At 41.2% G+C, this 12,697-nt stretch carries 12 protein-coding genes; 4 read left to right on the top strand and 8 right to left on the bottom strand.

The window, feature by feature from the left end:
• Positions 1-26: 26 nt before the first annotated feature.
• The 4 genes from ACFQ1G_RS07595 to tsaB are packed head-to-tail and all read left to right on the top strand — an operon-like array spanning position 27 to position 4,589.
• A complete protein-coding gene (locus tag ACFQ1G_RS07595) occupies positions 27-1,142 on the top strand; it encodes an efflux RND transporter periplasmic adaptor subunit (RefSeq protein ID WP_380738159.1) in 1,116 nt (371 codons plus the stop codon).
• A 52-nt stretch (positions 1,143-1,194) separates the two neighbouring features.
• Complete coding sequence (locus ACFQ1G_RS07590; RefSeq protein WP_380738157.1) at positions 1,195-2,631, top strand: TolC family protein; 1,437 nt, start codon at positions 1,195-1,197, stop codon at positions 2,629-2,631.
• Between the two features lie 3 nt (positions 2,632-2,634).
• Complete coding sequence (locus ACFQ1G_RS07585) at positions 2,635-3,912, top strand: efflux RND transporter periplasmic adaptor subunit (protein ID WP_380738155.1); 1,278 nt, start codon at positions 2,635-2,637, stop codon at positions 3,910-3,912.
• Positions 3,913-3,926: 14 nt separating this feature from the next.
• Positions 3,927-4,589, top strand: a complete 663-nt coding sequence (tsaB, locus tag ACFQ1G_RS07580; protein WP_380738153.1) for a tRNA (adenosine(37)-N6)-threonylcarbamoyltransferase complex dimerization subunit type 1 TsaB — start codon at positions 3,927-3,929, stop codon at positions 4,587-4,589.
• Positions 4,590-4,660: 71 nt separating this feature from the next.
• Here tsaB and ACFQ1G_RS07575 read toward each other — a convergent pair whose 3' ends face one another.
• The 8 genes from ACFQ1G_RS07575 to ACFQ1G_RS07540 form a co-directional block, all read right to left on the bottom strand.
• A complete protein-coding gene (locus tag ACFQ1G_RS07575) occupies positions 4,661-5,518 on the bottom strand; it encodes a mechanosensitive ion channel family protein (protein WP_380738151.1) in 858 nt (285 codons plus the stop codon).
• Between the two features lie 161 nt (positions 5,519-5,679).
• Positions 5,680-5,883 (bottom strand): dodecin family protein, encoded by a 204-nt coding sequence (locus tag ACFQ1G_RS07570; protein WP_380738150.1) that lies wholly within the window; start codon positions 5,881-5,883, stop codon positions 5,680-5,682.
• A gap of 189 nt (positions 5,884-6,072) precedes the next feature.
• Positions 6,073-6,981 (bottom strand): NifU family protein, encoded by a 909-nt coding sequence (locus tag ACFQ1G_RS07565; RefSeq protein WP_380738148.1) that lies wholly within the window; start codon positions 6,979-6,981, stop codon positions 6,073-6,075.
• An 80-nt stretch (positions 6,982-7,061) separates the two neighbouring features.
• Positions 7,062-7,850 (bottom strand): glutamate racemase, encoded by a 789-nt coding sequence (gene murI / locus ACFQ1G_RS07560; RefSeq protein ID WP_380738146.1) that lies wholly within the window; start codon positions 7,848-7,850, stop codon positions 7,062-7,064.
• A gap of 68 nt (positions 7,851-7,918) precedes the next feature.
• Positions 7,919-8,428, bottom strand: coding sequence for an OmpH family outer membrane protein (locus ACFQ1G_RS07555; protein ID WP_380738144.1), 510 nt, complete (start codon positions 8,426-8,428; stop codon positions 7,919-7,921).
• A 64-nt stretch (positions 8,429-8,492) separates the two neighbouring features.
• The gene (locus tag ACFQ1G_RS07550; RefSeq protein ID WP_380738142.1) at positions 8,493-9,296 is read right to left on the bottom strand and encodes an OmpH family outer membrane protein; all 804 of its coding nucleotides are present in this window, start codon (positions 9,294-9,296) and stop codon (positions 8,493-8,495) included.
• 33 nt (positions 9,297-9,329) lie between these two features.
• Positions 9,330-12,023 carry an outer membrane protein assembly factor BamA gene (gene bamA / locus ACFQ1G_RS07545; RefSeq protein ID WP_380738140.1) on the bottom strand — a complete coding sequence of 898 codons (2,694 nt, stop codon included), beginning with the start codon at positions 12,021-12,023 and terminating at the stop codon, positions 9,330-9,332.
• Positions 11,956-12,696, bottom strand: a complete 741-nt coding sequence (locus ACFQ1G_RS07540; RefSeq protein WP_380738138.1) for an isoprenyl transferase — start codon at positions 12,694-12,696, stop codon at positions 11,956-11,958. Before ACFQ1G_RS07540 ends, bamA begins: the two co-directional genes overlap by 68 nt.
• Between the last annotated feature and the right edge of the window lies 1 nt (position 12,697).

Raw genomic sequence — 12,697 nt, 5'->3', positions numbered from 1 at the left:
AAATATTAAGTCAAATAATTAACAGAATGAAAAGAGTTGCAACCATCGGAATTATAATTGTCATCTGCATCAGTTTTGTATATGCCCTTTATTATCTCTACCAAAAGAATCAGGAAGATCCTACGATTTATGAAACTGAACAGGCTTCTATACAAACGATCGTAAAAAAGACGGTAGCCACGGGAAATATTGTTCCTAAAGAAGAAGTGTTGATTAAGCCGAATATTTCAGGAATCATTGATGAGATCTATATTGAAGCGGGGGAACGTGTGAAAGCCGGTGACCTGATCGCAAAGATCAGGGTAATCCCGAACGTATCGGCTTTGCAAAGCGCGAAGAACGCGGTGGCCACTGCAAAGATCGACCTGGAGGCCCAAAGAAAAACATATGAGCGTCAAAAAGCCCTTTTTGAGAAGGGAGTGATCTCTGCCAATGAATTCGAAAATGTCGACGCCGGCTTCAAGCAAGCTGAACAGAACTATAGGTCTGCGGTTCAAAACTACGATATCGTAAAAACCGGAACTACCAGCGGACTGGGAAGTGCCGCCAATACTCTTATCCGTTCGACGGTAGAAGGGATGGTTTTAGACGTTCCTGTGAAAGTGGGGAACCAGGTCATTGAAAGTAATAATTTCAACGACGGAACAACTTTGGCTGTACTGGCCGATGTTAATGAGATGATCTTTGAAGGAAAGGTAGATGAAAGTGAAGTTGGTAAGATCAGAGAAGACCTTCCGTTAGAAGTGACGGTAGGAGCTATTGAAAATAAGACTTTTGACGCGGTCCTTGATTATATCGCGCCAAAAGGAGTAGAGGAGAATGGCGCCATCCAGTTCAATATCAAAGGAACTTTGAATAAAGCAGATACTACGTTCATTAGAGCGGGTTTAAGTGCCAATGCCTCGATCATCCTTGACAGAGCAGATGATGTACTGGCTATTAAAGAAGCCCTGGTGCAATTTGATCCAAAGACCCAGCAACCTTATGTGGAGATCATGACCGGCGAACAGGAATTCAAGCGCCAGGATCTTGAATTGGGAATTAGCGACGGAATTTTTGTAGAGGTCAAAAAAGGCATTTCCAAGGATGATAAGATCAAAGTTTGGAACCAGATCAAGCCTGCACAATTCACCGCCCGATAATTAATTGTAACAAGTTCGGGATATTTAAGACTTACCTATCACAACCATTATTATGAAAAAACTTTTATTACCTGCCCTGTTTCTTTTCTTCGGAATAAGTGCCGGTGCACAAAATAAAGAATGGACCCTTCAGGAGTGCGTGGAATATGCACTTGAGAATAACATTTCAGTAAGACAATCTGAACTGGATGTGGAACTTTCAGAAATTGAAATTTCCGATGCGGTGGGAAATCTTTTACCAAGACTGAATGCTTCGGCGTCAAATTCCTGGAATACGGGATTGACCCAGAATGTCACTACCGGGATCCTTCAAACTCAAACCACCAGAAACTTTTCCGCAGGAGCAACGGCCAGCATGAACTTGTTCGATGGACTTCGCAATGTGAAACAACTGCAACTGGCAAAAATGTCGCGCCTGGCGAGTGAGTATTCCCTTGAAAAAATGAAGGATGATATTACCCTTTTTGTGGCTAATTCATACCTGCAGGTGCTTTTCAACAAGGAGAGTTTAAAGGTGATCGAGGCACAGCACGAGATCACGTTGGAGCAATTGGAGAGAGTACAGGAGTTGGTGAACGCGGGTTCCCTACCAAAGGGAGATCTTCTTGAGATCAAAGCTACTGCTGCTAATGAAGAGCAGCGAATGATCGTGGCTGCCAATAATGTGAGAATTTCATTGATCGCGTTAGCCCAAACTCTTTTGATAAAAGATTACGAGAATTTTGATATCGCAGAGCGTGACTATGAGGTCTTCGGAAATGAAGTTATTGAGGTTCCTGTTTCACAAGTGATCGCTAATGCCGAAGAAGAACGATACGAAGTTAAGGTCGCCCAGGCTAATTTAGAAATGGCAAAAAAGGAAAAAGAGATAGCGAAAGGTGCTTATTATCCTTCTTTAGGAGCTTTCTTTAACTATAACACCCGGGAATCTGGAGCAAACCGAATCCTTGCCGGAGGACAGGACCCGAATGAACCTTACCGCCAAATTGGGATCGTCCAAAGCACCCAGGAAGCAGTGGTAGCTCCCAACTTTGTGACTGAAGTGGGTAACCCATTGCCATTTTTTGAGCAACTGGAAAATAATGACGGGATCTCCTACGGGCTGCAATTGAATGTTCCAATTTTCAACGGATTTTCAACCAGGAACGCGGTGAAGAGACGCGAGGTGAACATCCTGAGATCTGAGTATCAATTAGAGCAGGCTAAGCTTGATCTTGAAGCAAATGTATACCAGGCGTATACAGATGCTAAAGGAGCATTGAAGGCTTACGAAGCCTCTTTGGTAGCTTTAGAAGCTCAGACCCTGGCTTTTGAATACGCGACAGAAAGATATAATGTGGGTCTAACCAACGCCTTTGACTTCAGCCAGGCTAAGTTCAATTTTGAGAATGCCCAAAGTGAAGTAGTCCGAACCAAATACGAATACATATTTAACCTGAAAGTTCTGGAATTATACTTCGGTGTTCCCGTAACAGAGCTTAAATTTTAGACCATGAAAAAAAAGACATTATTTATAATTCTTGGGATCTCCCTTGTTTTAATCGTTATACTTATTGCAGGAAAAAAAGCAGGCTGGTTCGGTAAATCTGGAAATTTCAAAGAGGTAGAGATCACCAAAGTTGAAACGATCGATATTATCGAAACAGTTTCGGCTACCGGAAAAATTCAGCCGGAGGTAGAGGTGAAGCTTTCTTCGGAAGTTTCCGGAGAGATCATCGATTTACCGGTGGTTGAAGGGCAGCAGGTTAAAAAAGGAGATCTTTTGGTTCGTGTTAATCCGGAGATCTATCAGTCTAACCTGGAAAGGTCTCAGGCAGGTCTGCAGAATATTCGTGCTGGTTTGGCTCAGACAGAGGCCAGCTTAAAAGAGGCCGAATCTAATTATGAAAGAAATAAAACACTTTTCGAAAAAGGTATAATCTCAAAAGCAGAATGGGATCGAATCGTTTCCAGCTATGAAGTAGCGAAAGCAAGTCGTGAATCAGCATTCTATAATGTGAAAAGCGCGTCTGCTACTGTAAATGAAGCCCGTGAAAACCTGGGAAGAACCAATATTTATGCGCCCATGTCGGGAACTATTTCTTCCTTGAACGCTGAACTGGGTGAAAGAGTTGTGGGAACTCAACAAATGGCCGGTACCGAAATCCTTCGTGTCGCTAACCTGGATAATATGGAAGTCGAGGTTGACGTTAACGAGAATGATATCGTAAAAGTGGCTATCGGCGATTCGACTATCGTTGAAGTAGATGCGTATCTTAAAAAGGAATTTAAAGGTCTTGTTACCGAGATCTCAAATTCTGCAAACTCAACCCTGACTGCAGACCAGGTGACTAACTTCAAGGTGAAAGTGAGAATCCTTAAGGAATCATATGAAGATCTACTGGAAGGGAAGCCTGAAAATTATTCCCCTTTTAGACCAGGAATGACCGCAACGGTTGATATCATTACGAACAGAAAAGATGATGTGATCGCTATTCCTATTAGTGCCGTTGTTATAAAGAGCGATACCGCAACAGCCCAACCTGGAAAAAAGGTGGAAGAAAAGCCTCAGCCAAGTGATAAAAAATTTGAAACTGTTTTCGTTAAGAAAGGAGAAGAAGCTAAATTGCGCGTTGTAAAGACCGGCATTCAGGATGATGCCAATATCGAGATCAAAGAAGGTTTGGAAGTAGGTGAGGAAATCATCACCGGGCCTTATAATACGGTTACCAAGTCACTTAAATCTGGAGATAAAGTAGAGGTCTCGAATAAAGAGGAAGGAAAAGATTAAATTAAAATTGAATTTTGGGAGTAATATTATGTATTGAGACAGCTACCACTAATTGTTCGGTAGCTTTGGGAAAGGAAGGAAAATTACTTGCGTTAAAAGAGGATTATAGCAACAATTACTCGCATGCAGAGAGATTGCATGTGTTTATTGAGGAGATCCTTAATGAAAATCAATTGTCCCCGAAAGACCTTTCGGCTATTGCAGTGAGTAAAGGCCCGGGATCATATACGGGGCTGAGAATTGGGGTTTCGGCAGCCAAGGGGTTATGTTTTTCTTTAGACATTCCGTTGATCTCTGTCGCGACACTAACCTCGCTTGCCAGGCAGGTTGATAAGCAGGCCGGAGACTTTATAATCCCATTGCTGGATGCCCGGCGCATGGAGGTATACACTGCCGGTTTTGATTCAAAATATCATTCCGTTTTTAATACCCGTGCCAAGATCCTTGATGAGAATTCATTTTCAGAAACGTTGGATAAGGGGAAAGTTAGTTTTATTGGTAACGGAGTTGAAAAGTTCCAAAAGGTATGCGCTCATGAAAATGCGCAGTTCATAATAGGAAAGTTACCTTCGGCTGCTGAAATGGTTGAGCTTGCTTCGGAAAAATTCGTGAATAAGGATTTTGAGGATGTGGCTTACTTTGAGCCTTACTATTTGAAAGATTTTCAGGCAGGATAAGATTCTGAAAAAGATATAAAAACAAAAGCCGCGGAATTTTCCGCGGCTTTTGTTTTTATATAGAGTACAATTTATACTTCGGCTTTCGCGGAAGATGTTTCTTTACTATGGTCGAAAAAGTGCACATCTCTCTGTGGGAAAGGTATTGAAATACCGGCTGCTTCTAGGCGTGTTTTAGCCTCTTCAATAGTATACCAGTGACGATCCCAGAAATGCTCATTTTTGGCCCAAAAGCGTACAGAAAGGTTAACTGAACTATCGGCAAGTTCGGTTACCACAACCGCAGGAGCCGGGTCTTCGAGTATGTCTTCCTGCTCATTTAGCAAATTCATAAGGGTTTCCTTGGCTAGTTTAATATTGCTTTCATAGGAGATTCCAATTGTGATAGCATCTCTTCGGGTTCCTTCCCCTGAGTAGTTTATAATATTGTCATTGGAAAGTTCTCCGTTTGGGATAATGGCCAGTTGGTTTCCAAAAGTATTCAGCTTGGTATAGAACATTGAAATTTCCTTGACACTCCCTGAAATACCGTTCACTTCGATCCAGTCCCCAATCCTAAAAGGTTTTAAAGCGATTATAAGGACCCCGCCGGCGAAATTAGATAAAGAGCCTTGCAACGCAAGTCCAATGGCCAGGCCTGCGGCTCCCAGGATGGCTATAAAGGAGGTGGTTTCGATCCCTAACATTCCTATGACGCTTACCAGTAGCAGTACCACTAGGCCCCAGTTCACAATGTTTATCAGGAAATTGGTCAAAGCCGGGTCGTGTCCCTTCTTTTCAGAAAAACGCTTCATATATTTTACCATGATCCTAATGATCCACCAACCTATGACCAGCCAAACGAGAGCTCCCAGTAGGGTAGGTAGAAATTCTATAAAGCGTTGAGAATATTCCTGGGCGATCTCTTTGATATTGTAAATTTCCTCCATAAAAATGATTTTCGGCAAAATTTAAAATTTATTGCCTTTTTAATAGTTTAAATTCTGTTAATTGTAGGATTTTTCTGTTATCTCTCAAAGATACGTGCTAAACTCCGGAATAAAAAAAAGCCCCAAAAATTGGAGCTTAATCTAACTAATTAAAATGGAGATCATGATTTTACTTCAAAAGTAACTTTTACGATCACTCTGTAATCTGTAATTTCTTCTCCGGTAACATGAGCGGTTTGATCCTTTACATATACTGAGCGTATATTTTGTACTGATTTGGCGGCGGTTTTAACTGCATTTTTAACGGCGTCTTCCCAACTTTTTTCTGAGTTCGCCATTAACTCGATAACTTTCATTGTGGCCATAATTGATAATGTTTTTAGTTAGTTATTAACTTTAAATCGTTGATTATCAATTTACAAAATGCAAATCGCTAAGGCTTCTAATAATTTGTTAAACCTTAATAGTTGTCTTCCTCCAAGCCTGAAAAAGAAAATGCCGATAGGGTCCTGGTGAGATCCAATCGGCATAAAAATATATATTTTGAAAAAAGCTTATCCGTTGATGGCTTCTACCTTCTCAACTTTTCCTTGTAGCATCTCCTTCAGCATATTTTCGATCCCGTTCTTCAAAGTGAAAGTAGAAGAAGGGCATCCGCTGCAGGCACCCTGTAAGATCACTTTTACCAGTTTTTCTTCGGGGTCATAAGAATCAAACATGATATTCCCTCCATCACTGGCTACGGCAGGTTTAATGTATTCATCCAGGATCGCTACAATTTCAGCAGAAGTATCGTCCAGTTTTACTTTTTGAATAGGTTGCTCTTCGGAAGTATTTGAAGCCTTCGGGCTTATCTCATCTTCTAAAAGAACATCTTTTCCTTGTTCCAGGTACTGCCTGATGAACTCACGTAATTCTGAAGTGATCTCATCCCACTCAGCAATATCATATTTGGTGATGGACAGGTAATTCTCATCCAGGAAAACCTCTTTTACGAAAGGGAAGTGAAAAAGCTCTTTTACAAGGGGTGCGTTTTTCGCCTCATCAATGTTCTTGAATTCCACAGTTTGTAAAACCAGTTTCTTATTCGAAACAAATTTCATTACCGTAGGATTGGGTGTTGTTTCGGCATAAACCGTAACAGGGATCTTCTGGTTCTCATTTTCTGAAGGATGAGCAACGATCCCTCCATTATTCAAAAATGCTTCGATCTGCTCTGCTATTTCCTGCTGCACATCTTTCCAGTGAACAATATTGTACTTTTCAATTGCTACAAAATTCTGCGCAATATAAACGGTCTTTATAAATGGCAGGTGAAATAGCTGTTGGGCAAGAGGAGATCTTGCAGCTTCTTCAATATTGTGGAATTCGAAACTTTCATGTTTGGTAAGGAATTTATTGGCCTCAAACTTTACAATGGTAGGTTTGGTAGTAGGCTGTATAGAGATATTGAAATCTTGCATGTCAAATTTTTCGCAAAATTACAAAATCATACAGTTCCAACACCGGTATTTAGAATCATTCTTTTATGGTGGTATAAGCTTTAGAAATCCAGGTAGGTAACTTCGTAATTATTTTCTTCGGAAGTAATGAGGTTACGAAGGATTTTTGGATCACCGTTCGTGAAGAATTGTGGTGGCATCTGACTTGTAGATGTCAAAAGGTCCATGCTTTGCAAGATCAGCTTTGTTTGTTTTGCAACCGCCATTCCCGAATCAATGATCTTTACGTAGGAAGGAAGTATCTTTTTAAGGGTAGGAATGAGATAAGGATAGTGGCTGCAACCTAAAACCAGGTAGTCAATACCTTCGTCGATCATGGGTTGCAACAAGTCTACCAGCATGGCTTCCACTTTTTCGGAATCCTTATTACCTTTTTCGATCTCTTGTACAAGACCTTTTCCTACGACTTCTATTACTTTTGTATCCTTGGAGTAGAGATCAGATGTTTTTGCGAAGAGCGCGCTTGTAAGCGTCCCTTTGGTAGCCAGTATACCAATGCATTTAGTTTGGGTTTGAAGTGCAGCTGGTTTTATTGCAGGTTCAATACCAATAAAAGGCACGTGGTAATTTGAACGAAGAACCTGAATTGCATTTGTAGTTGCTGTGTTACAGGCGACCACAATGATCTTGGCGCCCATGGCCAGCAACTTTTCAGTGTTTTTGATGCTAAGGCGAACGATCTCCTCTTGTGGCTTTTCGCCATAAGGAGCATTATCACTGTCAGCAAGATATATAGTATGTTCCAACGGCAGCAGACTGTGGATCTCTTTCCAGATGGAAGTTCCGCCTACTCCCGAATCAAAAATTCCAATGGGGCTGCTTTTGCTCATTGGTGTAAAAATAAAAACTGCGCATCAATGATGCGCAGTTTCCATGATTTATTTTTTAAAAGAATGTCTTAGATACCTAATTCCTTCTTTACGTCTGGCATTAGATCATATCCGTCTGCCATGATAACTCCTGTTCCAGTAGTTGAATCCAACACATAGTCGAATCCTTTAGCACGGGCTACTTTTTGAATGGTAGTACGGGCTTTCTCTAATACCGGCTTCAAAAGTTCCATCTCTTTTTTCTGCAATTCCTGCATTGCATTTTGACGGTACTCACCAATGGTTCTTTGAGTCTGCTGAAGTTCATTCGCTCTTTTAGCGTTTTCTTCATCAGTTTTGGTTTGCGCCTCAGCCTCATATCTCTTCATGGTGCTTTGAGCTTCGGTAACCATATCTTTAATTTCTGTATCGTAAGTCTTTTGCAGTTTTTCCAATTGGTTCATAGCTGACTTATAAGAAGGCATTTGCTCGATCAAATCCTGGGTAGCGATGTGAGCTACTTTAGTCTGTGCATTTGCGAATGAAGTTGCTCCTAGGATAAGGGTTACAGCTATTAGAAGGGTCTTAAATTGTTTCATTTTTAAAGTGTTAATTGTTGATTTATAAAATTTTCAGTTATTCATTGCCGATGATCGGCCGGGTTTAATTATTTTCTTTTTTCATTTCTCGAGCTTTGGCTACGGAATCTTTTTTTCTTTGACGTTCCTCTAGGATCTTCGCTCTTCTTTCTTCATATTCCTTTTGCTTTGCAGCACGTATGGAATCTCTTTCTTGTTTTCTTTTAGCTATAAGCGCCGCTCTTTCATTTCGTCTTTGTTCCTGAATAAGTTCCCTTTCAGTAACTGCCTCATCTTGTTCCAGGGTTTTTTCCTCATCCCTGATAAGTTCGTCCTTTTCCTTTCGGGTATCCAGTTGCTCTCGCTTAGATGCCCGTGTGATACTTCTTAAGACCTGGTCACTTACATCCAATCTATCTGCAGCGTATAATGTAATTACGTCTGCCGACTTGTCAAAGATCAGATCGTATTTTCTGTTCTTCGCGATCTCCTGAACAGCTACAAAAACCTGGTCCTGGATTGGCTTTACCAATTGCATCTTCTGAATGATCAGATCCCCTTTGGGACCAAATCTCTTCTGCTGATAGTCCAGGATCTTTTGTTCTTCAAAAGCGATCTCGTCTTCCCGTTCTTCAATGAGCTCCCTTGTCAAAAGCGGTTTTTCATTCGCAAGGTCTTGTTTCATCTTATCGATCCTGTTCATTTCAGTCTCGATCTCCTGTTTCCACTGCTGGACCTTTTTGTCAAGCTGTGCTGAAGCTTCCTGGTATTCCGGGACATTCTCCAGTATGTATTCCATATCAACATAACCAATTCTCACCGTTTGCTGTGCCTTTGCGGTGAAACCGGCAAAAATTAAAGCGAGGGCTACAAGAATCGATTTTTTCATATCTCAAGTGTTTATAGAAAATACCATGCCAAATTAGAACTGCTGACCTATAATGAAGTGAGTTTCCCAACCATTACGCTGAGTTTCACCCGGAACAGGATCAAAACCATACCCAAAGTCAATTCCTAATAATCCGAAGGCAGGCATAAATATACGAAGTCCTGCTCCGGCAGATCTATTCAGTTCAAACGGATTGAAATTTTTGAATCCGTCAAATGATGCACCACCTTCTACAAAGGTAAGTGCAAAAATTGAAGCAGATGGTTTCAGGGTGATGGGGTATCTTAATTCTAACGAGTATTTGTTATAAATTGTTGCCCCATCATTATCTGTAGCAGTGCTTAAGGTTCCGCGGTCAACAGGGATCAAAGATTGGTTTGGATAACCTCTCATTGCGATGGCTTCTCTTCCGTCAAGACTGTATGTTCCCATTCCGTCCCCTCCAAGGTAGAATCTTTCAAAAGGAGGAACTCCGCGATCATTGTTATATGCTCCAAGGAAACCGTATTCTGCATGGGTTCTCATCACCAGTTTATCGAATAGGTTGGTATACCAGGTTCCGTTGAATTTGATCTTATAGAATTCCAGCCATTTAAATTTTTCCTGGTCGATCTTAGATTGATCGGCTACAGGATCCTCCCCGTCTCTTAAAGGTCTTCCCTGACGGTTGATCAAAATTCCATCTGCATTCTGAAGCTGGAATTCCTTTTGATCACCCAAATTCGCATAGTCCACATCGTTGAAAAGTGAGTATGGAGGAGTAAGTTTAGCTACGATCTCAAACTTTGAACCTCCCAAAGGGAAGATAGGGTTTGTGAAAGTATTGTCACGGGTCAATCCTACAGTATAAGAAAGGTTATTTGAGTAACCGTCACCAAAGGTGAATAAACCTGTATTGTAGTTGCTAAGATTGTAATGCTGGAATGCTACTGCATGAGATAAGGTGAACCAGTCATCTGGCCAGTTCAGTCTTTTGGCTAGACCTAATGTTACTCCTGTAATGGAGAATTTCCTGTCCTTATCTGCCTCTCTGTTCCTGTAATCGTAGAAATATTGCTCAGTATGCGAGAAAGAAGTTGATAATCTCACCGGCTTCACGCCACCCCACCACGGTTCAGAAAATGAAAGGCTGTAGGTTTGATAATATGTACTGGCCTGCGCTCTTAGAGAAAGAGTTTGACCATCTCCCATGGGTAGCGGCTTATAGGCGTCCTTATCAAATAAACCGGAAAGTGAGAAGTTGTTGAAGGAAAGCCCAAGGGTTCCAACAAAACCACCACCACCATAACCTCCCTGAAGTTCGATCTGGCTGGCTCCCGCTTCCACCACTGAATATTCAAGGTCTAGTGTTCCGCTGTTAGGGTCTACATTTTTGAATTGAGGCTCCAGGTTTTCAGCATCAAAATAACCTAGTTGGCCAAGTTCACGAATAGTTCGAACAACATCCTGTTTGCTGTATTTGTTACCCGGCTTGGTGCGCATTTCTCTGTAGATCACATGATCTTTGGTCTTGTCATTTCCAATAACGCTTATGTTATTAAAGTAGGCGATCTTTCCTTCCCTTATTCTTATTTCAAAATCAATGGTGTCGTTGTAAACCTTGACCTCAACAGGATTGATATTGGAGAATAAATAACCGTTGTTTTGGTAAAGGTTGGTAAGGTCTTCGGCATCGGGTTTGGTAGGATCGGCAATTTGCTTTTCAAGCAATACCCCGTTATAGATATCTCCTTTATTGATCCCAACTGCTCTTTTTAACTGCGCGTCTGTGTAAACGCTGTTTCCTATGAATTCAATGTCTCCAAAATAATATTGGTTCCCTTCTTCGATCTTCAACTTTAAAGCAACGTCATCTTCATCTTTTTTGATTAAAGTGTCCGATACGATTCGTGCATCACGGTAACCCTTTTCTTTATAAGCCTTAATGATATTTTGCTTGTCTGTTTCATATTCTTCAGCGATGAATTTTGACCTTTTCCAAAATCTAAGGAAGTTTTGCTGTTTGGTCTTCTTCATCTTACGCTTTAGCTTGGCATCTGAGAAAGCTTCGTTTCCTTCGAACTCAATTTCCTCAATTTTCACTCGCTCTCCTTTATCAACATTGACTACAAGGTTAACCAGGTTGGCATTAGTAGTGTCTTCAACCGGAATGGTGTTTATGTAAACCTTTGTGTTAAGGTAACCGTCTTCGCGGTAGGTATTTTCAATGTAATTCTTTGTAGTGGTAAGCAGGTTTTCGGTAACCTTCGCACCGGCAGTAAGTTTGTTCTCCTTGATTAATTCCTGCTGCTCTTTCTTTTTAACTCCCTGCAGTTTAACTTCAGATAAGGCAGGTACCTCCTGGATCTCTAATTCCAGGTTAGCAGTATCACCTTCAATGCTGGTCACATAGATATTAATGTCACTAAAAAGACCCAGGTCCCAAAGCTTTTTTAAAACCTTACTGATTCTGTCTCCGGGAATGTAAATTTTTTCACCTTTTTTAAGTCCGGTGAAGGCGATCACTGTTTGTTCGTTATAAGAAACCGTTCCGGTTACGTCAATATCCCCTATAGTGTATTCTTTGCCATTGGCAAGCGGCATATCCTGGGCTGTGGTGGTGAAACTGTAAAAAAGGCAGAATGCCAAGAGTGCTATAATCTTCTTTGTTGTATTTGCACTAGCTAAGTTGCTCACTTGTTTTTCCAAATCTTCGTTCTCTGTTTTGATAATTATAAATGGCCTCAAATAGATCCTCTTTACGATAATCTGGCCACAGTATTTCTGAAAAATATAATTCCGCATACGCGATCTGCCATAAAAGGAAGTTGCTTATGCGCTGTTCGCCGCTGGTTCTTATCAAAAGATCCACGTCTGGCAAATTTTGGGTGTAAAGATGCTTATTTATAACCGATTCATCAATAGCTTTTGCGGAAATCTCTCCATTTTCTACATTTTTTGCTATTTCTTTTACGGCATTGGTAAGTTCTTCCCGCGAGCCATAGCTTAAAGCCAGGGTGAGCGTCATGCGATCATTGTCCCTGGTTTTGGAGATCACCTCGTTCAATTCCTTGTAGGCTTTGGACGGTAGGTTTTCCAGGCGGCCAATTGCATTAAGCTTGATGTTGTTGTCTTGCAGCGTTTTAATTTCCTTCTTCAAAGAGGAGACCAGTAATTTCATGAGTGTATCCACCTCAAGTTTAGGTCGGTTCCAGTTTTCAGTGGAAAACGCGTACAAGGTCAGGTTTTTAACGCCTATTTCGCTACAGGCTTCTACTACTTCGCGAACCGCTTTGGTTCCTTTTTCGTGGCCTATGGCACGCATCAATCCTTGTTTTTTGGCCCAGCGGCCGTTACCGTCCATGATAATAGCAATGTGCTGCGGAAGGTTTTCAGGATCGATCTTTTCTTTGAAATTCATA

It is taken from the genome of Salinimicrobium gaetbulicola (assembly GCF_042676025.1).
GTDB classification, from domain to species: domain Bacteria; phylum Bacteroidota; class Bacteroidia; order Flavobacteriales; family Flavobacteriaceae; genus Salinimicrobium; species Salinimicrobium gaetbulicola.
Note: the sequence above shows the minus strand (reverse complement) of the source record. Positions and strands in the feature narration are given on the sequence as shown.